The sequence below is a fragment of the Pseudomonas sp. H26/SER47-MNA-CIBAN-0231 genome (assembly GCF_040310465.1).
In the GTDB taxonomy this organism is placed as follows: Bacteria; Pseudomonadota; Gammaproteobacteria; order Pseudomonadales; family Pseudomonadaceae; genus Aquipseudomonas; species Aquipseudomonas atacamensis.
Genome location: NZ_JBEOPW010000014.1, coordinates 140,249 through 160,753 on the forward strand (window position 1 = coordinate 140,249; position 20,505 = coordinate 160,753).

General features: G+C 60.5%; 21 protein-coding genes and 1 pseudogene. 12 read left to right on the forward strand and 10 right to left on the reverse strand.

Going from position 1 to position 20,505, the window contains the following annotated elements:
* Positions 1–30: 30 nt before the first annotated feature.
* The 5 genes from AAEZ10_RS20200 to AAEZ10_RS20220 all read left to right on the forward strand — a co-directional run bounded on the left by AAEZ10_RS20200 (position 31) and on the right by AAEZ10_RS20220 (position 5,480).
* Complete coding sequence (locus AAEZ10_RS20200) at positions 31–663, forward strand: TRAP transporter small permease (protein WP_024012587.1); 633 nt, start codon at positions 31–33, stop codon at positions 661–663.
* Entirely contained in the window at positions 660–1,943 is a 1,284-nt protein-coding gene (gene dctM, locus AAEZ10_RS20205) for a C4-dicarboxylate TRAP transporter large permease protein DctM (RefSeq protein WP_071171931.1), read from the forward strand. Before AAEZ10_RS20200 ends, dctM begins: the two co-directional genes overlap by 4 nt.
* An 80-nt stretch (positions 1,944–2,023) precedes the next feature.
* Positions 2,024–2,974, forward strand: coding sequence for a TAXI family TRAP transporter solute-binding subunit (locus tag AAEZ10_RS20210; protein ID WP_110645770.1), 951 nt, complete (start codon positions 2,024–2,026; stop codon positions 2,972–2,974).
* Between the two features lie 71 nt (positions 2,975–3,045).
* The gene (locus AAEZ10_RS20215) at positions 3,046–5,073 is read left to right on the forward strand and encodes a TRAP transporter permease (RefSeq protein WP_350570704.1); all 2,028 of its coding nucleotides are present in this window, start codon (positions 3,046–3,048) and stop codon (positions 5,071–5,073) included.
* Positions 5,070–5,480 (forward strand): DUF1850 domain-containing protein, encoded by a 411-nt coding sequence (locus AAEZ10_RS20220; RefSeq protein WP_110599135.1) that lies wholly within the window; start codon positions 5,070–5,072, stop codon positions 5,478–5,480. Before AAEZ10_RS20215 ends, AAEZ10_RS20220 begins: the two co-directional genes overlap by 4 nt.
* A 47-nt stretch (positions 5,481–5,527) precedes the next feature.
* On the opposite strand, the gene dctA is transcribed toward AAEZ10_RS20220, so the two are convergent.
* Together dctA and AAEZ10_RS20230 are read right to left on the reverse strand one after the other, a co-directional pair.
* The gene (gene dctA / locus AAEZ10_RS20225; protein ID WP_110599133.1) at positions 5,528–6,835 is read right to left on the reverse strand and encodes a C4-dicarboxylate transporter DctA; all 1,308 of its coding nucleotides are present in this window, start codon (positions 6,833–6,835) and stop codon (positions 5,528–5,530) included.
* A 102-nt stretch (positions 6,836–6,937) separates the two neighbouring features.
* The gene (locus AAEZ10_RS20230) at positions 6,938–8,107 is read right to left on the reverse strand and encodes a mandelate racemase/muconate lactonizing enzyme family protein (RefSeq protein WP_024012582.1); all 1,170 of its coding nucleotides are present in this window, start codon (positions 8,105–8,107) and stop codon (positions 6,938–6,940) included.
* Positions 8,108–8,205: 98 nt separating this feature from the next.
* On the opposite strand from AAEZ10_RS20230, the gene AAEZ10_RS20235 reads away from it, so the two are divergent.
* Positions 8,206–9,081 carry a LysR family transcriptional regulator gene (locus tag AAEZ10_RS20235; RefSeq protein ID WP_024012581.1) on the forward strand — a complete coding sequence of 292 codons (876 nt, stop codon included), beginning with the start codon at positions 8,206–8,208 and terminating at the stop codon, positions 9,079–9,081.
* Positions 9,082–9,264: 183 nt separating this feature from the next.
* Here the strand turns inward: AAEZ10_RS20235 and AAEZ10_RS20240 are convergent, their stop codons facing one another.
* Positions 9,265–10,233, reverse strand: a complete 969-nt coding sequence (locus AAEZ10_RS20240) for an oxidoreductase (RefSeq protein ID WP_350570707.1) — start codon at positions 10,231–10,233, stop codon at positions 9,265–9,267.
* Between the two features lie 87 nt (positions 10,234–10,320).
* Here AAEZ10_RS20240 and AAEZ10_RS20245 point away from each other — a divergent pair, with 87 nt between their 5' ends.
* Positions 10,321–11,241: an AraC family transcriptional regulator gene (locus AAEZ10_RS20245; protein ID WP_241149609.1), complete on the forward strand. Its 921-nt coding sequence runs from the start codon at positions 10,321–10,323 to the stop codon at positions 11,239–11,241.
* A gap of 51 nt (positions 11,242–11,292) precedes the next feature.
* Positions 11,293–11,745, forward strand: coding sequence for a thiol-disulfide oxidoreductase DCC family protein (locus AAEZ10_RS20250; protein WP_110645773.1), 453 nt, complete (start codon positions 11,293–11,295; stop codon positions 11,743–11,745).
* On the opposite strand, the gene AAEZ10_RS20255 is transcribed toward AAEZ10_RS20250, so the two are convergent.
* On the reverse strand, positions 11,728–12,225 hold the full coding sequence (locus AAEZ10_RS20255; RefSeq protein ID WP_071171920.1) for a DUF2269 family protein: 498 nt from the start codon (positions 12,223–12,225) through the stop codon (positions 11,728–11,730). The two genes, AAEZ10_RS20250 and AAEZ10_RS20255, sit on opposite strands and share 18 nt — an antisense overlap.
* Before the next feature lies 1 nt (position 12,226).
* Positions 12,227–13,354 (reverse strand): saccharopine dehydrogenase family protein, encoded by a 1,128-nt coding sequence (locus AAEZ10_RS20260; RefSeq protein ID WP_350570710.1) that lies wholly within the window; start codon positions 13,352–13,354, stop codon positions 12,227–12,229.
* A 171-nt stretch (positions 13,355–13,525) separates the two neighbouring features.
* Here AAEZ10_RS20260 and AAEZ10_RS20265 point away from each other — a divergent pair, with 171 nt between their 5' ends.
* Complete coding sequence (locus tag AAEZ10_RS20265) at positions 13,526–13,741, forward strand: PLD nuclease N-terminal domain-containing protein (RefSeq protein ID WP_039764119.1); 216 nt, start codon at positions 13,526–13,528, stop codon at positions 13,739–13,741.
* 256 nt (positions 13,742–13,997) lie between these two features.
* Positions 13,998–14,474 carry a PA2171 family ribosome-binding persister protein gene (locus AAEZ10_RS20270; protein WP_024012575.1) on the forward strand — a complete coding sequence of 159 codons (477 nt, stop codon included), beginning with the start codon at positions 13,998–14,000 and terminating at the stop codon, positions 14,472–14,474.
* Positions 14,475–14,712: 238 nt separating this feature from the next.
* Here AAEZ10_RS20270 and AAEZ10_RS20275 read toward each other — a convergent pair whose 3' ends face one another.
* From AAEZ10_RS20275 to AAEZ10_RS20285, 3 genes are all read right to left on the reverse strand, one after another.
* Positions 14,713–15,639 carry a LysR family transcriptional regulator gene (locus tag AAEZ10_RS20275; protein ID WP_273525557.1) on the reverse strand — a complete coding sequence of 309 codons (927 nt, stop codon included), beginning with the start codon at positions 15,637–15,639 and terminating at the stop codon, positions 14,713–14,715.
* A complete protein-coding gene (locus AAEZ10_RS20280) occupies positions 15,636–16,610 on the reverse strand; it encodes a quinone oxidoreductase family protein (protein WP_350570713.1) in 975 nt (324 codons plus the stop codon). The genes AAEZ10_RS20275 and AAEZ10_RS20280 overlap by 4 nt, the downstream gene beginning before the upstream one ends.
* Positions 16,611–16,763: 153 nt before the next feature.
* Positions 16,764–17,264, reverse strand: a complete 501-nt coding sequence (locus AAEZ10_RS20285) for an anti-virulence regulator CigR family protein (RefSeq protein ID WP_071171916.1) — start codon at positions 17,262–17,264, stop codon at positions 16,764–16,766.
* A 128-nt stretch (positions 17,265–17,392) separates the two neighbouring features.
* Between AAEZ10_RS20285 and AAEZ10_RS20290 the strand changes: the two genes are divergently transcribed.
* A complete protein-coding gene (locus AAEZ10_RS20290) occupies positions 17,393–17,551 on the forward strand; it encodes a DUF2986 domain-containing protein (RefSeq protein WP_110645778.1) in 159 nt (52 codons plus the stop codon).
* 1 nt (position 17,552) lies between these two features.
* Here AAEZ10_RS20290 and AAEZ10_RS20295 read toward each other — a convergent pair whose 3' ends face one another.
* Positions 17,553–18,764: an MFS transporter gene (locus AAEZ10_RS20295; RefSeq protein ID WP_502947700.1), complete on the reverse strand. Its 1,212-nt coding sequence runs from the start codon at positions 18,762–18,764 to the stop codon at positions 17,553–17,555.
* 131 nt (positions 18,765–18,895) lie between these two features.
* On the opposite strand from AAEZ10_RS20295, the gene AAEZ10_RS20300 reads away from it, so the two are divergent.
* On the forward strand, positions 18,896–19,789 hold the full coding sequence (locus AAEZ10_RS20300) for a LysR family transcriptional regulator (protein WP_350570716.1): 894 nt from the start codon (positions 18,896–18,898) through the stop codon (positions 19,787–19,789).
* Positions 19,790–20,388: 599 nt separating this feature from the next.
* Here AAEZ10_RS20300 and AAEZ10_RS20305 read toward each other — a convergent pair.
* Positions 20,389–20,505: pseudogene (locus tag AAEZ10_RS20305) on the reverse strand (IS110 family transposase); the annotation flags it as partial.

Here is a 20,505-nt window from a genome sequence, read left to right on the forward strand (position 1 = left end):
CCCGTCTTCACTCGACGTGAGATGCCATCCATGAAAGCGCTTCGGCGAATCTGGGAACACTTCGAGGAAGGCTTCATCGTCTTCCTTCTTGCGGCCATGACCCTCGTCACGTTTGTCTACGTGATCCTCAACAATTTCTACAGTCTGTTTTACTGGCTCGCCGATCATTGGCCGGCGGCCAGTGTTCCGCTGTTCGCCGTTGGCGATCAGATCATGGGCATGGCGCAGGCCATGACCTGGAGCACTGCCCTGACCAAAGCGCTGTTCGGCTGGCTGATTTTTTTCGGCCTGGCTTATGGCGTGCGCACCGCCGGGCATATCGGTGTCGACGCACTGGTCAAACTGGCGCGCAGATCGGTACAGCGTTACATCGGCATCCTCGCCTGCCTGTGCTGTCTGGCCTACGCGGGGCTGCTCGCCGTCGCCAGCTTCGAATGGATCGAAACCTTGATGAACGCCGGTATCGGTGCCGAGGATCTCGGCCATTTCGGCGTCATGCAGTGGCATATCGGGTTGATCGTGCCGCTGGGCTTCGCGCTGGTGTTCATCCGCTTCGCTGAAATTCTCCTGCGCATCCTGCTCAACCGTCAGACCGGCCTCGGGCTGGCCGATGAAGCGGCCGACGCGCTGAAACTTGCCGAACACGAGGATGACAAGCCATGACCATCGCCTTCCTGTTCGTGGCCTTGTTCGCCTTGATGTTCATCGGCGTGCCGATCGCCATCTCACTGGGCCTGGCCGGCTCCCTGACAATCATTTTCTTCAGTCCCGACTCGGTGCGCTCGCTGGCGATCAAACTGTTCGAGACCTCGGAACACTACACGCTGCTGGCCATTCCGTTTTTCCTGCTGGCCGGGGCCTTCATGACCACCGGCGGCGTCGCCCGCCGGCTGATCGACTTCGCCAACGCCTGTGTCGGGCATATTCGCGGCGGCCTGGCCATCGCGGCGGTGCTGGCCTGCATGCTGTTTGCCGCCCTCTCCGGTTCAAGTCCCGCCACGGTCGCTGCGGTGGGCTCGATTGCGATTGCCGGGATGGTCCGTTCCGGCTATCCGCAAGCGTTCGGCGCAGGGATCATCTGCAACGCCGGTACGCTGGGCATCCTGATCCCGCCGTCGATTGTGATGGTGGTTTACGCCGCCGCTACAGAAACCTCCGTGGGCAAGCTGTTCATGGCCGGCGTGGTGCCTGGCCTGCTGCTGGGCACCGCATTGATGGTGGCGATCTACATCGTCGCGGTGAAGAAAAATCTCCCCGCCTTGCCGCGTGCGACGCTTCGCGAGTTTCTGAGTACGGCACGCAAGGCAATATGGGGCCTGTTGCTGATGGTGATCATCCTCGGCGGCATCTATTCGGGCATGTTCACCCCGACCGAAGCTGCCGCGGTGGCAGCCGTCTATTCGGCCTTCATCGCCTTGTTCGTCTACAAGGATCTGACCTTTCGCGAGACACCCAAGGTTCTGCTCGACTCGGCCAAGCTGAGCATCATGCTGATGTTCATCATTGCCAACGCCATGCTGTTCGCCCACGTGCTGACCACCGAACAGTTACCTCAACAAATTACTGCCTGGGTGATCGAAGCCGGGCTGACGCCGGTGACGTTTCTGCTGATGGTCAACATTGTGCTGTTGATTGCCGGCGCGTTCATGGAACCGTCAGCGATCATCCTGATCCTGGCGCCCATCCTCTTTCCCATCGCGATGAAACTGGGCATCGATCCGATTCACCTCGGCATCATCATGGTGGTCAACCTTGAGATCGGCCTGATCACGCCACCGGTGGGCCTGAACCTGTTCGTGACCTCGGCGGTGACCGGCATGTCCTTGCCCGCCACAGTCAAAGCCGCGATGCCGTGGTTGATGATTCTGCTGCTGTTCCTGATCCTGATTACTTACGTACCGTGGATCTCACTGGTGCTACCGAACTGGCTGGGGATGAACTGATGTAGCGATCACGTTCAGCCGGGATCGACTAGAGTGCAATCACTCTGCTTAAAACCATAACAAGACGGAGAAGTGCCCCCATGCGAGTCAAAACACGCTTTGCCCTGCTGGCCGCCGCCACGCTGACCCTTAGCAGTGCTGCGCAGGCCGCGCCCGTGTTCATCAATATTCTCACCGGCGGAACCAGTGGGGTTTACTACCCGATCGGGGTCGGTCTGTCGCAAATCTACAGCGACGGTATTGCCGGCTCGAAGACATCGGTGCAGGCCACCAAAGCGTCGGTAGAAAACCTCAACCTGCTACAGGCCGGTCGCGGCGAATTGGCCCTGGCTTTGGGCGACTCAGTGGCCGACGCCAAAAACGGCGTGGAAGACGCAGGCTTCAAAACACCGCTGACCAAGTTGCGCGCCTTGGGCGGTGCCTATCCCAATTACATTCAAATCGTCGCCAGCAAAGAGTCGGGGATCAAAAGCCTCGCCGATCTCAAGGGCAAGACCATCTCGGTCGGCGCCCCAAAATCCGGCACCGAATTGAATGCGCGGGCGATATTCAAAGCGGCCGGCCTGACCTACGAGGACATGGGCAAGGTGCAATATCTGCCGTTTGCCGAATCGGTGGAACTGATCAAGAACCGACAACTGGATGCCACCCTGCAATCGTCGGGACTGGGCATGGCCGCCATTCGTGACCTGTCGTCGGTGATGCCGCTGAACTACGTGGCTATCCCGAGTGAAGTGGTGGCAAAAATCGGCAATCCGGCCTACCAGAGCGCAATGATCCCGGCCAACACCTACGACGGACAGGCCGAAGCCGTGCCCACCGTGGCAATCACCAATATTCTGGTGACCCGCGCCGACCTGCCGGATGACGTCGTCTATGACATGACCCGCCTGCTGTTCGACAACCTGGGGCGCTTGGGTAACTCCCATTCGGCGGCCAAGGACATCAAGCTGGAAGCGGCTGCGAAAAACCTGCCGATCGCGCTGCACCCCGGGGCCGAGCGCTACTACAAGGAAAAAGGCGCTTTATAAGCGCTTGTGCGCAGTGGCGTAACGGCCACTGCAGCGTCGATTCCTTTGCGTGGTGATGAGGAAGGCAGGCAATGAGTGACGAGCATCACGGTATTTCCGCGAACCCACGGGACTGGCCGAAAACCCTGTTTTACGTAGCGTTGCTGTTCTCGATTTTCCAGATCATCACCGCAGCCTTCTCTCCTCTCTCCAGCCAGGTGCTGCGTGCGGTGCACGTCGGTTTCCTGCTGTGGGTGGTGTTTCTCAGTTATCCGGCACACGGCACAGACCGTCCGTGGCAACCGCTGGCCTGGCTGCTGAGCCTGGCCGCTATCGCTACCGCGCTGTATCAATGGGTGTTCGAGGCCGATCTGATCCAGCGTTCCGGTGACCTCACCTCGGCCGACCTGATGATCGGCATCGTATTGATTGCCCTGGTCTTCGAAGCCGCGCGACGGGTGATGGGCATCGCGCTGCCGGTGATTTGCGGGTTGTTCCTGGCGTACGGCCTGTTCGGGGAATACCTGCCCGGCGAACTGGCCCATCGCGGCTACGGTTTCGACCAGATCATCAATCAACTGTCGTTCGGCACCGAAGGGCTGTACGGCACGCCGACCTATGTGTCGGCGACCTACATTTTCCTGTTCATCCTGTTTGGCGCGTTTCTTGAGCAAGCCGGCATGATCAAGCTGTTTACCGACTTCGCCATGGGCTTGTTCGGGCACAAGCTGGGAGGCCCGGCGAAAGTGGCCGTGGCCTCGTCGGCGCTGATGGGGACGATCACCGGCTCCGGGATCGCCAACGTCGTGACGACCGGGCAATTCACCATTCCGCTGATGAAGCGCTTTGGCTATCGCGCCGCGTTCGCCGGCGGCGTGGAAGCCACCTCCAGCATGGGCAGCCAGATCATGCCTCCGGTGATGGGCGCGGTCGCCTTCATCATGGCTGAAACCATCAATGTGCCCTTCGTCGAAATCGCCAAGGCGGCGCTGATACCGGCCCTGTTGTATTTCGGCTCGGTATTCTGGATGGTCCATCTGGAAGCCAAGCGCTCCAACCTCAAGGGCTTGCCCAAAGACCAATGCCCGAGCGCATGGGGCGCGGTGAAAGCCCGCTGGTATTTGCTGATTCCTCTGCTGGTTCTGGTTTACCTGCTGTTTTCCGGGCGCACACCGCTGTTCTCGGGCATGGTCGGCCTGGCATTGACCGCCATCGTGATCCTCGGCTCGGCGATTATTTTCCGGGTGCACAGCTTTGGCCTGCGCTGTGCGTTCTGGATTGCCCTGGGCGTGCTCTGCACAGGTTTTTTCCAGCTCGGCATCGCGGTGATTTTTGCGGTCATTGCCGTCCTGGTGCTGGTCTGCGCTTTCATCAAGGGCGGTCGCGACACGCTGCTGATCTGCCTGCACGCGCTGGTCGAGGGCGCCCGCCACGCGGTACCGGTGGGCATCGCCTGCGCACTGGTCGGCGTCATTATCGGCATCGTTTCGCTCACCGGCGTCGCTTCGACGTTCGCTGGCTACATTCTCGCCATTGGCCGCGACAACCTGCTGCTGTCGCTGATCCTGACGATGATTACCTGCCTGGTGCTGGGGATGGGCATTCCGACCATTCCCAACTACATCATCACCAGCTCGATCGCCGCGCCCGCCCTGCTGGAGCTGGGCGTGCCACTGATCGTGTCGCACATGTTCGTGTTCTACTTCGGCATCCTCGCCGACCTGACCCCCCCGGTCGCCCTCGCCTGTTTTGCCGCCGCGCCGATCGCCAAGGAAAGCGGCTTCAAGATCAGCCTGTGGGCGGTGCGCATTGCGCTGGCGGGTTTCGTCATCCCGTTCATGGCGGTCTACAACCCGGCACTGATGCTGCAAGGCGACAACTTGTGGGCGACTGCCTACATGCTGATCAAGACTCTTCTGGCGGTTGGTCTCTGGGGCATGGCGTCGACCGGTTTTCTGCAACAGAAAATGCTGATCTGGGAACGGGCGCTCAGTCTCGGCGCCGGCGCCCTGCTGATCGTGGCACTGCCGGTGACCGATGAAATCGGCTTCGCACTCGCGATTCTGGTCATCGTGCAACACCTCTGGCGCTCGCGGCGCGCCGCTGCGGCCAATGCATGATCGGCTTGTGCCTGGGTCTGGCCGGCAGCATTTGGGCACAATTGCCGGTAGCGAACTTCACCCTGGCATGGAACCACAGCATCGAAAAGATCCGTTGGGAGGAGGACTACCGCGTCACGGCCCAAGGGCTGGTTCTTGAGCAGGCCAGGGTTCGCGGCAACGGCGCTGGCATGGAGATACCCGACGATGCCCGACTGGAGAACGGCAGTTGGCATTTCCGACGCCACTTGCCGCCGCTGCAACCACTGCAATTGGGCCGAACCCCGCAGGCCGGCGATTACCAGTTATGCATGGATGGCAAGTGCGAATTGGTCAGCCGATGGGTTGGGCCGGCTAGTATCAGCCAGCCGTTTTTGCAGTTGTGGAGTTGCGAAATGACTTCGCTATCGCCGTCGCATGATGGTTAGCCAGGAAACCGTGGCGAGCTGTCGCCAACATCGCCACGTTGCGCGGATTACTTGTGCGCCAGCATCGATTTACGTTCGGCCTTGGCGTGTTTCATGGCAGCGATTTCCCGCTCGCACGCTTCGACATCGAAGGAGTTGTCCCACTTGGCAATGGCGATGGTGCCGATGCCGTTGCCAATCAGGTTGGTCACCGCTCGCGCCTCGTTGAGGAAGCGGTCGATGCCCAACAGCAACACCAGGCCCACCAGAGGTATCGAGTGAATGGTGGTGAGCGTGGCCGCCAAGGTCACGAACCCTGCTCCCGCCACACCGGCCGAGCCCTTGGAGGTCAGCAGGAACACGCCGAGCAGGATCATCTGATCCATGAACGTCAGCGGCGTGTTGGTCGCCTGGGCGATGAAGATCGCCGCCATGGTCAGGTAAATGCAGGTGCCGTCCGCGTTGAAGGTGTAGCCCGTCGGCAGGACCATGCCGACCACGGATTTCTTGCAGCCGAGCTTTTCCAGTTTGACCATCATTCGCGGCAGCACCGCTTCGGTCGAACAGGTGCCCAGGGTGATCAGGATTTCATCTTTGAAATAACGTAGAAACTGCATCAGCGGCATGCCCGACCATCGCGCCACCGCGCCCAGTACCACGACGATGAAGATCAGCGTGGTGATGTACAGCGCGACCAGCAACTGCCCCAGCGACAGCAGAGTGCCGATGCCGTATTTGCCGATGGTGAATGCCATGCCAGCCCCCGCGCCCAACGGCGCCAGACGCATGACCATCGCGACGATTTTGAACAGACCTTGGAGGAACAGATCGATGGTGTTGATCAGCGGTTTGCTGGTTTCGCCCATTTGCACCAAGGCGACGCCCATCAGCACCGACAACAGAATCACTTGCAGCATCACGCCGTTGGAGAAGGCGCCGAGGAAGGTATGCGGGATGATATTGAGGAAGAATTCGACGAGGCCGCCCTGCTCGCTCGCCGCCTGGCTGTATTTGTTGACAGCGCTGCCATCGAGGGTGCCGGCGTTGATGTTCATGCCGGCGCCGGGCTTGACCACGTTGACTACGATCAGGCCGACCACCAGAGCGATGGTGGAAAGAATCTCGAAGTAGATCAGCGCTTTCACACCGATGCGGCCGACCTCCTTGATACTGCCCATCTTGGCGATACCGACCACCACCGTGCCGAAAATGATCGGCGCCAGGAGCATCTTGATCAGCTTGATGAAACCGTCGGCAAACGGCTGCAGCTTGGCGCCGATGTCCGGCACGAAGTATCCGATGGCAGCGCCGATGACGATGCCGATCAGCACTTGCACATAGAGCTGGCTGTACCAGCGCGATTTTGAAGTTTCCACGGAAGCACCTCATTTTATTGTTGTGGTGGGCATGTGGCTTTGGCGTCGAGGATGACGCCTGAAGCTGCGGCCTCGGAAATCGAGGCCGCAGATAAAACCGAATCAGCCCTCGCCCAGTTCACGCATGACGGCATACAGCGCAGATTTGGCTTCGAAGCCTACCCCCGGGATATCCGGCAGCCCGACGTAGCCGTTCTCCACGCGGATGCCATCGGCAAAACCGCCGAATGGCTGGAACACGTCCGGGTACGATTCGTTGCCGCCCAGGTGCAGACCAGCGGCGATGTTCAGCGACATCTGGTGACCACCATGTGGTACTACGCGACGCGAAGACCAACCCAGCTCTTCCATCACTTTCAGGGTGCGCATGTACTCGACGAGCCCGTAGGACAGCGCGCAGTCGAATTGCAGGTAGTCGCGGTCCGGGCGCATGCCGCCGTGGCGCAACAGATTGCGGGCATCCTGGTGAGAGAAGAGGTTTTCGCCGGTGGCCATCGGCAGTTCGTAGTGATTGGCCAGCTCGGCCTGGAGCGCATAATCCAGCGGGTCGCCGACTTCTTCGTACCAGAACAGGTTGTACTTCTTGATCGCTTCGGCGTAGGCGATACCGGTCTGCAGATCGAAGCGGCCGTTGGCGTCGACCGCCAGGCGCTGGCCGTCGCCCACCACTTCGAGCACCGCTTCAATGCGGCGGATATCTTCGTCCAGCGGCACCGCGCCAATCTTCATCTTGACCACGTCATAGCCACGGTCCAGGTAGCTCTGCATTTCCGCCTTGAGCTTGCTCTGGTCCTTGCCCGGGTAGTAATAACCACCCGCCGCATACACCCAGACTTTGTCATCGGCGACGCCGTTGCGATAACGATCGGCAAGCAGGCGATACAGCGGCTTGCCTTCGATCTTCGCCACCGCATCCCACACCGCCATATCGATGGTGCCGACCGCTACTGAACGCTCGCCATGCCCGCCTGGTTTTTCGTTGGTCATCAGGGTTTTCCAGATGGCGAACGGATCGAGGTTATTGTTCTCGTGATCAATCAGGGTTTCCGGGTCGGCCTCGGTGATCCGCGCCAGAAAACGATCGCGCATCAACGCGCCCTGGCCGTAGCGACCGTTGGAGTTGAAGCCGTAACCGATGACCGGTTTGCCGTCGCGAATCACGTCGGTAATGACCGCGACGACCGAGCAGGTCATCTTCGAAAAATCGATGTAGGCATTGGCGATCGGGGAAGCAATGGAGACGGTTTTTTCACGGATATCGACGATACGCATGACGGGTTCCTCTTGTTGTGGTGACCCAACGTTATGCTTTGCGATGGCACCCGCCCAATGCTATTAATGCCGCGCCCTATGCACAGGAGGCATTGCCCTTGGAACTGGTTTGGCTTGAGGATTTTTCAGCGCTGGCCGAATACGGCAGCTTTGTCCGGGCCGCTGAAGCACGCCATGTGACGCAGCCGGCGTTCAGTCGCCGAGTGCGCTCGCTGGAGAACTGGATGGGTGTGGAATTGTTCGTGCGCACCCCGCAAGGTGCGACGTTGACCGAGGCCGGCCGGCAGATTCTGCCCAGCGCCCAGGAAGCGGCCAGACGCCTTTACCGCATGCGCTCCGAGGCTCAGGAAGTGGCCGGCATGGCGGCGAAAACCTTGCAGTTCGCTGCCACTCACTCGCTGTCATTCACCTTCTTCCCACGCTGGTTGCGCAGCGCCGAAAGTGGCGCGCCGATCGATGCGGTTCGCCTGCATTCCGACAGCATGGCCGTGTGCGAACAGATGCTGATTCATGGCCAGGTGCAGTTCCTGCTATGCCATCGCCACCCCGACGTTCCGCCATTACTGGCGCCTGATCAGTTCATTGGCAAGAAGGTCGGCGAGGACGTACTTGTGCCGCTGGCGAGTGCTTCAGCCCAGTTCGGCACGTCGCCTGAAACCCTGCCCTATCTGGCCTACACCCACGAATCCGGCCTGGGCCGAATCGTCGCCCACAGACTGCACGGCAAGGCCGATTATCTGCATTTGAAACCGCTGTTCAGCAGCCATCTGGCCGCAGTGCTGATGTCGATGGCGCTGGAAAGCAAAGGCGTGGCCTGGCTGCCGAAAAGCCTGACCGAACAGGAAATGGCTGACGGGCGTCTGGTCAGGGCACTGGATGAAAGTTGGGATATTCCACTGGAAATACACCTGACTCGCCCGACGGCACCGATCAGCCCTTCGGCGGAGGAATTCTGGGCGAAGCTGGGGGAGTAACTCTATCGAGCAGCCCCTCACCCCAGCCCTCTCCCGAGGGAGAGAGAGCAGATTTGGGTGCTGTTCAAAACCTGAGTTCGACCCGGTATTTCAGGTCGGCGAATTTCTACTAAACACCTCGGTCAGTCCCCTCTCCCTCTGGGGAGAGGGTTAGGGTGAGGGGCTTTTGGCCTTTGACTCGATTTATGCGACCGTGAGCCCCGTCCATAGCTCCGACACCGCCCAAAGTCGCTCAGCCAGCTCAGCATCCGCCGCCCATTTCGCAACACCCTTGCGGCCTGCTTTCGGTTCATTGACCGGCGCAACATTGCAGTCTTCGCAATACACACCACCCAAATCCGCAAGCAATGCACTGGTCGCACACCACAACCCCGTCGCCGCGCCTTGCTCGACAGTTTTCAGTCCATTGTGCGCATCCAGCCGTGGCCGACCCTGCTCATCCAGCGCGTCGAATGCGGCAAGTTCCGCTGTGCTCAAGTGCCGTGCCAGATCCGTCAGAATCTGCCCGGGATGCAACGAGAATGCGCGGACGCCATGGCTACGCCCACGCTGATCCAGTGCAATCGCGAACAAGGCATTGGCCGTTTTCGACTGGCCATACGCGACCCATTTGTCATACGGCCGCTGCGAGAAATCGATGTCGTCAAAATCGACTCCGGCAATCTGATGCCCGCGCGATGACACCGACAGCACCCGCGCCCGTCGAGCCTTGACCAGCGCGGGCCAGAGGCCGCAGGTCAGGCGGTAATGACCGAGATGGTTGGTCGCGAACTGGCTTTCATGGCCATCGGCATCGCGCAGCAACGGCGCGGCCATGATTCCGGCGCAGTTGATCAGCAAGGACACTGGCTGACCCGCGCTGACCACGCTGTGGCTGAACGCCGCCACCGACTCGGCCTGCATGAGGTCCATGTGCATCACGCGGACACCGTCCACTCCAGCCAATGCAGCCTCAGCTCGCGCGGTGTCTCTGGCCGGCACGATAATTTGCGCCCCTGCCGCCGCGAGGCTTTTTACCGTCAGCAGACCGAGGCCGGAATAGCCGCCGGTCACCACTACGAGTTGCCCGCGCAGATCAATGCCGGCCATGACTTCAGCCGCTGTGCTGGCGGCGTTGAACGGTGATTGCACAGGTTGTTGAAGCGTGGCCATGGGCGTAATCCTGAGTGAGCTATCGAATGCCTTCATTCTTGGCTAAGCTCTCGGGACGAACCAGTCTGATAAGTCCAGGTTTCTGTCGTGATCATCCAAAATCCTGCTGGCGATCCACTTTCTGCCGTATTGGCGCTCTCGGAACTGCGCGCAGACTGCTCGGTTCGCTTGCAAGCGGGCGGTGTCTGGGCGCTGCGATTTCAACCCATCGAACTGAAATTCAACGTGGTGCGACGAGGCGAATGCTGGCTGCGCATGCAAGGCATGCCGGCGCGCCTGTTGCAGGCCGGCGACTGTTTTGTGGTGTCGCGCACGCCGTTCATTCTGGCCAGCGGCCCCGACATCGAGGCGGTGAATGCAGCGGATGTTTTTGCCCTTGACGGCGCCTCGGCGACCTTTGGCGTCGGCGAGGAAGTCGAGTTGCTGGGCGGCAGCGTGTCGCTGTCGGGACCCGGCGCAACCGAGCTGCTCGACGTGCTGCCGACCTCGCTGATCATTCGTGCCGAAACCGCAGGCGCTTCGTCGTTCGGCTGGCTGTTGGATGAACTGGGGCGCGAGTGGCCGTCGCATCAGCCTGGCTCGCAGGCGATGTGCAACGACCTGCTGCGGCTGATCTTCATCCATGCGCTGCGCCATCACATCAACAGCGCGGATGCCGAACAACTGGCCTGGCTGGGCGGACTGCGGGAACCGGCGATTGCCGGCGTGTTGCGCGCCATTCACGCTGCTCCGCAGAAGCCTTGGCGACTGACGCAAATGGCCGAGATGGCCTGCATGTCGCGATCGGGTTTCGCCGCGTTATTCAAAACTTGCATGGGTGTAGCGCCGGTCGAGTACGCCACGCGCTGGCGGATGCGCGTGGCCGCGTTCCGCTTGCGCAATGGTCGGGAGAATGTGGCTACTGTCGCCGCGTCACTGGGCTACCTGTCCGACGCGGCGTTTGGCGCTGCCTTCCGCCGCGTGCACGGCATATCGCCGGGGCAATACCGGCGCGATCTACTCTTATAGTCCGATGATCAAGGTTATGATCGCGACAACCGCCGCCAAGGACATCCGCCGATGCCTGCCATGAAAACCCGCCCCACCCCCGCGCCATTGCTCAAGCCCGGCGAAACCGTGGTGCTGTTCGACGGCGTGTGCAAACTGTGCAACGGCTGGGCGCGTTTTCTGATTCGCCATGACCGTCAGCGCCATGTGCGGCTGGCGACCGTGCAATCGCCCGAGGGCCAGGCCTTGCTGGCGTGGGCCGGTTTGCCGCTGGACGAGTTCGACACCATGGCGGTGATCCGCGACCGCAATTATTGGGAGCGATCAGATGCATTCCTGGAAGTGGTCGGGCAACTGCCAACGCGCTGGCAGCCGCTGAAACTGCTGCGGATCTTCCCCCGTCGTCTGCGCGACTGGGCTTACGATCGCATCGCGCTGAACCGCTATCGGCTGTTCGGCAAGTACGACACTTGTCTGCTGCCGACTGCGGATCATGAAAGCCGTTTTCTAAAAGCCCACGGCTGACCCGATCAGTTGCAGCGGCGTCATCTTCGTCACCATCATCAGCACGATGACAAACATCCCGGCGAACCCGGCGACGCCCATCCAGAACCACCAGCGGTACGTGCTCGCGTAGCGATCATCCAGAGGCAGGCCGCCCTCGCCCGCGCTCAGCGCCATGCTCTGCAAACGCTTCTGCAATACCAGCACCGGCAGCCACAACGCGCCGACACAGAAGAAAATGATCAGCGAAGTCAGCAGCCATTCGGTGCTCATCGAAAGCCCCGAGAGCCTCATCAGCAGATAGCCGGTAATGACCTGCACAAACCCGGCCGGCGTGGTGATCCACGTATCAAAGCGCACCACCATTCGTGCGACATGGGCGATCACCTGCGGGTTGCCGCTGCGGCTGGCGGCGATCAGGTAGAGGTAGGAGCCCATGCCGAAACCGAAGAGGAAAATCGCCGCGATTACATGCAGGTACTTCAGGCAGAGATAGAGCATCTCAACGCTGCCCTTCGAAGAACTGAACCGACAGGCTCAGATTGGCCGGATCGTTGATCGCCGCCAGATATTCATCGACGCTGATTTCGCCAACACACGGCCGCGCGCCGGCCTGCGGTACATAACCCCGAGCCATTTTGCTCGCGAGGGCGACGGCGGCGCAGCTGGGGATTTCCGGGCCTTTGTCATTCAGTGCGGTGAGTTGCGCGGTCATGCTCAGCGGCTGGCCGTCGACACCGATGCCGCGAACATCGATGTACATCGCGCTTTTGCCATCACCGAAGCGTTCGAACCACGTGCCCAAGCGATGCAGGCGCGCCGCCCAGCGCGCGTGATCGCGCACCAGACCGAAGCGCAAGGCTTGCGCGAGCAAGGCGTTGGCGACACCGCCGAGCTTCAGGCCGGCGCCAGCCTTGAAGCGCAGCGTCTGTGCGCCATAGCGGCGTGCGAAAATATCCATGTCAGGCACATCGACATTGGCCAGCACCCGCTTGCCCAGTTGCGGCATGCTGCGCAGGGTCAGGTCGAGCCAGCCCAATACTTCGTGAACCTGGCCGTTTTTCAATTGTTTGATCGGTTTGCCTGCGTAGGCGAGCACGCCTTCGACTGTGGACAGGCCCGGCATCTTCGCCGAGGAAGAAATGCCATGCTCGATCGAGTCGATTCGGGCGAAGCGCAAGCGCTGCTCATCGATGATCGCCGAAGACAAGGTCGGCACCGAACTGCAACCGCTGAGCACGGCCACACCAGCCTCCCTGGCGCGGGCGTCGAGCACATCAATGCCGTTGACGAAGGTGCGGCAGTCAGCCAGATCGCAGTAATTGACCCCGGCATCGATGCAGCTTTCAGCAACCGCGTAGGACTGCCCCTGAAACGGCCCGCCGGTGTGCACCACCAACTGAATATTCAACTCTCGCAACGCCGCTTGAAAACCTGCGCCCATCGCATCACCGCACCAGCCTTCGCAAGCTCGGCCCGACTGCGCTTGCAGCTCGGCGACCTTGTGTTGCAGCTTGCGCGCATCGCGGCCCGACAGCAGCAGTTCAATCTCTGGCATCTGCGCCAGATGCCGACAAACGATACTGCCGAAATTGCCGTAACCACCGACGACCATCACCCTGAATGCCATTGCCCTGTCCCTGTTCCAGCCTAAACGTGTGGCGCAGAGGATATAGGGCGCAGCGGCGACCAGACATCTATTTTGCAACCGGGTATCACCGCGTCCGCTTGTCCCAGGCAAAAAGAATGAACCCAACGCCCCTCTCGTCGCCTAACGCACAGACCATCAGGAGTTAAGCCTATGCAAATCGAAACCGTGTGGATCGTATTGGCGGTCATTCTCGTGCTGATCGAGCTTTGGGCCATCAACCGGGTGCGCAAAAGCGAGGGGAAATCGAGCAATAAAGGCGTGTGGATCGTGCTGATCGTGTTCGTGCCGCTGTTCGGCCTGATCGCCTGGGCGTTGGCGGGACCCAAGCATGTCGGTCGCATTTCGCCTTCCCAGGCTAACCGGTGACCCACGGGTGCAGGCCCGTCTGAAGTATCACCACAGCCCGGCTTTTGCCGGGCTTGTTATATGCAATGCCCGCCACGCGGACATCTTGCAGCCTGCACGAAGGCGTTATGCCTGCTTCGCCGTCAGGCCCTGATTTACGCGGGGTGGACTTGGTCGGCGAATTGGCACGAGTCCTGCGATAGCCTCTTCCTGAATACACAGCAGCGCGAAAAAAAGAACGCTGTGTTCAATCCGTGATAAGCAGAGGCCTCAAAAAATGAATGCCATCGACCTTCTCAAAGCCGACCATGAAAAAGTCAAAGCCATCCTCAGCCAACTGAGTGAGTCCACCGACCGCGCGCTGAAAAAACGCGTCGAGTTGCTGGGCAAACTGGAAATGGAAATCACCATCCACACCCGCCTCGAAGAAGAGATTCTCTATCCTGCGTTCAAGGAAGCCGGCAGCAAGGAAGAAGACATCATGTATTACGAAGCCAAGGAAGAGCACCGCACCGTGGACTCACTGGTATTGCCTGATCTGAAAGAAACCGATCCAGGCACCCCGGAATTTGCTGGTCGGGTCAAAGTGGTCAAGGAACTGCTGGAGCACCACATCGAAGAGGAAGAACAGGAAATGTTCCCGAAAGCGCAGAAGCTTCTGGGCAAGGCCAAGCTCGAGGAACTGGGCGCGCAAATGGAAGCCATGAAAGCGAGTCACAAAAAGGAAATGGCAGCCAACAAGATCGCTGCGTAAAGCGCTGAAAACACCGAAGCCCGGCAGCGATGCCGGGCTTTTTTGGGCGCCCAAACTGGCCCTCGCTCTCACATTGGATATTTGGGCGTTCGGGAGTTTCTGAGCAAGCCACGAAACCTGTGGGAGCGAGCCTGCTCGCGAAGGCGTCAGGTCAGCCACATCAACTATGACTGACACTCCGCTTTCGCGAGCAGGCTCGCTCCCACAGGGTCAGTGTCGGTCTTGATGCAGGTTGTGATCAAACCGCCCAAGGTGGCGCCGGATCGAATTTCGCTTCGATCCATTCCTTGAACGCCACCACCGCCGCCGCTGGAAACCGCGATGACGGCCTGACCAGATAAACGCCGCCCGCCGAATCCAGATGCCAGTCGGGCAGCACGCGAATCAGCCGCCCTGTCGCCAGATCGCGGCTCATCAGCCAGTCGCCGGCACCGAGTATGCCGGCATCGGCGCGGGCGGCGGCGAGCAAGGATTCGCTGTCGCTGGCGGTCAGGTTGCCGTGTGGCGTAATGGTCTGCACTTCGTTGCCGCGATGCAGACGCCACAGCGGGAACGACGCCAGCCCGCTGAAGCGCAGGCAATTGTGTTGCAGCAAATCCTGCGGGGTTTGCGGCATGCCGTGGGCCTCGATGTAGGCCGGCGATGCGCAGAGAATCCGTCGATGGTCACTGAGCTTTTTTGCAATCAGCCGATTGTCATCAAGCTCGCCGATGCGAATAGCCGCGTCGAAGCCCTGCTCGATGATGTCGACCAGGCCTTCGCTGTAATCGGCGACCAGCGAGACCTGCGGGTGAGCCTTGAGAAATTCCGGCAGCAGCGGCCCCAGCCATAACCGCCCCATCGCCGCCGGCAAGGCCAGGCGCAGGGTGCCGCGTACTTCGCTGGCACCCTGCACCGCTTGCTGCTGCGCTTCGTTCATCAACTCGACGGCCGCGCGCAGGCGCTGTTCGAGTTGCAGGCCAGCCTCGGTGATACGCACGTGTCGCGTCGAGCGTTCCACCAACCGCACGCCCAGTCGCTTCTCCATCGCCGCGAGGCGCTTGGAAACGATGGTCGGATGGCGCTGCAACAAACGCCCCGCCGCGACAAAAGAGCCTTGCGCGGCGACGGCCAGGAAAGCAGCGATTTCATCGCTGTGCGGGTTGCTCAGAACATCCAGATTCATGGTTTTAAAATGATCGCCCCTGATGATCGGCCCGATTCAAGATCGGCGTGCGCTTGCGCCGCGTCAGCCAATGAATAACGTGCGCGAATTTGCGGCGTGATGATACCGGCGGCAACAGCGGCCAGCACATCTTGCGCGCGCTCCTGATATTCAGCTGTCGTGGCGGTGTGTGCGGCCAGCGACGGACGGGTCAGGAACAGCGAGCCCTTGGCGTTCAGCGTGGCCATTTCCACCGCTGCCGGCGCGCCGGTCTGCGCGCCGAACGAGACCATCAATCCGCGTGGGCGCAAGCTGTCCAGCGAGGCCTGAAAAGACACCCGACCAATCGGGTCATACACCACATCGACCTTGCGCCCCTCGGTGATACGCACCACATCGGCGGCGAGGGTCTCGGCATCAAACACCAGCACTTCGTCACAACCGGACTCGCGCGCCTTGTCGACACTGGCCTGCTTCGACACCACACCGATCACCGTCGCGCCAAGGTGTTTGGCCCACGGCACCATGATTTCCCCCAGACCTCCCGCGACACCGTAAAGCAGCATCGTCGTGCCCGGCCCGACCGGATAAGTCGCTTTCAGCAGATACTGCGCGGTGATGCCTTTGAACAACACCGCCGCCGCGTCTTCGAACGACAACTCTTCGGGAATCTTCACCAGCCGCTCTGCCGGAAACAGCCGCGCCGAGGCGTAACCGCCCAAGGGGCCAGTGGCGTAAGCGACCCGATCACCGACGCGCAAATTGCTCACACCGGCACCGACCGCCGCCACCCGACCCGCGCCTTCCAGACCCAGCCCCGAGGGCAACGCCACCGGCACCGCACCTTTGCGCTGGCTGACATCGAGGTAATTGACGCCCACCGCCGCTTGCTCCAGCCAGACCTCGCCGAGCCCAGGGGTTTGCTCGCTGACAGTGTGCAATTGCAGGACATCCGGTGCGCCCGTTTCGCTGAAGCGGATTGCGTTGGCCATGGTCATCTCCATTCATTTGTTAAGCGTTGAGCTCAGTCTGAAAGCGCAGCACTCAACGAACAACCCAGCCTGAATGCAGTTCATTGCTGCAAAGGCTGCAGCAATACACACATAAAAAAGGAGCGGCACGTGCGGCCGCTCCTTTTTCAACAATCAATCGAACGCGCCGTTGAGCACCTCGTAGATCAGCCCGGTGGCCAGCGCAACGAGAATGAGGTCAGTGCCCGCCTGTCGCCATTCGTAGCCGTCATAACGAGGCAGATGTTCGAGCATTCGCCCGTCCAGCTTCTTGGCGATGCCCGGGGGCAACGGTTTACCCCGCGCCAGATTCTTTTGAATACCCGGCGGCAGCGGCGGCCCCGGATTCCAGTATTGGCCGCGATAGATGCCGACGCTGCTGAGAATATCGCCGCGATCAACGCTCGGCCCGCCGCCGCGATTGCCAGAGTGTTGCTGGCCCTTGTTGCCATTGCCTTGGCCGCCCCCGCCCTGTTTACCGTGATCCTGCATGTTTTGCGGTTTGCCCTTGCCGTTGCCCTGGCCGCCCTGACCACCCTGCCCCTTGCCATTGCCGGGGTCAGCCAGTGCCGTCGTGCTGCCGATTACCAGCGCGAGGCAAGACAACGCGGTAATCAATCTGCGAGCTTTTCTCATGTGCGATTCCTTCGGTTGGGGGATGCTCTAGAGTATGGGCGAATGTGCTCAGCTTAGTGGATTTCTTCTTGCTGACCACTCGGCCTTGCGTCAGGATTCCCACCCTCTCCACCCCTGATCGAAAAATCATGAATCGTCAAAAGAAGCTGCAGCAGTTGTTCAAGGAAAAGGCCAAAAAGGCCAATGCCAAACTGGCGCCGAAAAAGCCCAAATACATCTGCAAGGCCGACCGCCTGAAGCTGGAAGCCGAAGCGGCGCAGGCGGCGGCCGAAAACACCGAAAGCTGATTCAGGCTGTCTGCCGCGACGTCAGCCAGGTCATCAGCGCCGCCAGCACGAGCAATGCCGCGCTGGCGAAAAACGTCAGCCGATAACCGCTGCCGTCGAACAGCAGACCACCGATGGTAGAACCCGAGGCAATCGACAACTGCACCACCGCCACCATCAGCCCACCGCCGGCTTCGGCATCGTCGGGCAGCGTGCGCGCCAGCCACGACCACCAGCCTACCGGCGCCGCCGTGGCGATCAATCCCCACAAGCCCAGCAACACGAACACTGCTAGCACTGAACTGCCCAGCCCGATCAGCGCCACAGCAATCATCGCCATCAGCAGCGGAATGGCGATCACTACTCTGTACAGACCTGACTTCAGCACCGACCCGATGATCACAGTGCCGATAAACCCGGCCACACCAATGACCAGCAGGATGATCGACAGCATCGAAACATCGACCCGGGTCACGGTTTCCAGAAACGGTCGCAGGTAAGTGAACAGCACAAACTGGCCCATGAAGAACAGACCTGCGCCGAGCATGCCGAATGCCACCCGGCGGCTTTTGAACAACGCAAAAACATTGGCTGCGCTGGCTTTGCGCGGCGCGGCCGGGAGCGCGGGCAAGCTGATCCATTGCCAGAGCAGCGCAATCAACGCCACGGGTATCAGGCAGAAAAACGCCCCGCGCCAGCCAATCACACTGCCCAGATAACTGCCCAACGGCGCCGCCACGACGGTCGCCAGGGCATTGCCCCCGTTAAAAATGGCCAATGCCTTGGGCACGCTGGCGGACGGCACCAGACGCATGGCCAACGCCGCTGACATCGACCAGAAGCCGCCAATCACCACACCGATCAATGCGCGGCCAATCATGTACACCGTGTAATTGGGCGCCAGACCCACCACCAAACCGGAGGCGCACATCAGCGCCGTCAACAGCAGCAACAGGCGCTTGCGATCCATCGAGCCGGCGAGCCTGCTGATCGTCAGGCTGGTCAGCACCGCGAACGCGCCGGAGAGGGCGATGCCGTAGCCGGCTAGACCTTCGCTGATGTGCAAGTCCGTAGCCATTGGCGTTAGCAGACTGACCGGCATGAACTCGGAGGCGATCAGCGCGAAGACACACAAGGTCATGGCGAACACACCGCTCCAGTACGCCGGTTGTTCGCCGTCAGTGGACGCTTCGATGGGCTGGGCTGTCGGGGTGTCGATTACTTGAGCCGTCATGCGAAAACCTGTCTTGAAGAAGAAATCATCGAGGCACTTCTGCCCCGTTACTCAGGCTGCAAAGCTTGACGGATCAGGCTTAACTTGATTAGTAGCGGTAATCTTCATGTGCTTTTGAGAAAAATTCAGCAATGAGCAACGCCAAAGTCAACGACCTGCAGGCCTTTCTGGCGGTGGCGCAGGAGCAAAGCTTCACCAAGGCTGCCGCCCGCCTCGGCGTCACGCCGTCTGCGCTGAGTCATACGGTGCGCGCGCTGGAGCAGCGTCTGGGTATCCGCTTGCTCGCTCGTACAACGCGCAATGTCTCGCCGACCGAGGCTGGCGAACGCTTGATGCATTCGATTGCGCCGCTGTTCGAGCAGATCAGCGCCGAGCTCGAAGCCCTCGGCGAATTGCGCGACAAGCCCAGCGGCACGATCCGTGTTTCCTGCACGGACGATCAGATTGAATTGTGCATCCGGCCGATGCTTGCGCAGTTTTTGCAGGACTATCCGGACATCACCTTGGAGTTTTACGTCGATTACGGATTTACCAATGTGGTCAAGGAACGCTTCGACGCCGGCATTCGTCTCGGTGAATCGATCAGCAAAGACATGATCGCCGTGCGCATCGGCCCGGACTGGCGCCTGGCCGTGGTGGCCTCGCCGGATTACTTCGCTCGCCACCCGAAACCCGCCACGCCGCATCAGTTGATGGAGCACACCTGCATCAACATCCGCCACCAACCGGCCGGCGCGATTTACGCCTGGGAGTTTGCGCACAAGGGTCAGGATTTCAGCGTGAAGGTCGATGGGCAACTGGTGTTCAACAGCATCATGCATGTGCTCAATGCCGCCGTGGACGGCATCGGCGTGGCGTACGTGCCCGAACAATTGGTCGCGCCGTATCTGGCGGACGGGCGACTGGTGGAAGTGCTGGAAGAGTGGTGCCCGACGTTTCAGGGCTATCACCTGTATTACCCGAACAGGCGCCAGAGCTCCGCAGCGTTTGCAGCGTTTGTCGACGCGCTGAAATACAACCGCTGACAAACGCAACTCTTCAATCCAACTCAAATCCCTGTGGGAGCGGGTTTGCCCGCGAAGGCGTCGGCACGTTCAACCTCATCATCGCCTGACCCATCGCTTTCGCGAGCAGGCTCGCTCCCACAGTGATCCGGGGCAAACCTACGATCTTTGTCGCACCCCAAATCCCCTGTGGGAGCGGGCTTGCCCGCGAAGGCGCCAGATCAGATACATCCACATTGAATGACACACCGCTTTCGCGAGCAGGCTCGCTCCCACAGTGATCCGGGGCAGATCTACGATCTTTGTCGCACCCCAAATCCCTGTGGGAGCGGGCTTGCCCGCGAAGGCGCCGGCACATTCAACCTCTTTATCGCCTGACCCAGCGCTATCGCGAGCAGGCTCACTCCTACAAAGATCCGGGGCAGATCAGCAATCTTTGTCGCACCCCAAATCCCCTGTGGGAGCGGGCTTGCCCGCGAAGGCGCCAGATCAGATATATCCACGTTGAATGACACACCGCTTTCGCGAGCAGGCTCGCTCCCACAATGGTCCGGGGCAAGGCCACAATCTTCAGCGCACCCAAAATCCCTGTGGGAGATTCTATGGTTCATGCCTAGCCCCTAAACGCCTTTGGGTGAGTATTCGCTCTGGTTTTTCAACAGAGCAAATACCACCCGTGCAAGCTTGCGGGCTAGTGCGACCAGTGCTTGGGTAGTGCTCAATCCACGCCCTCTCAT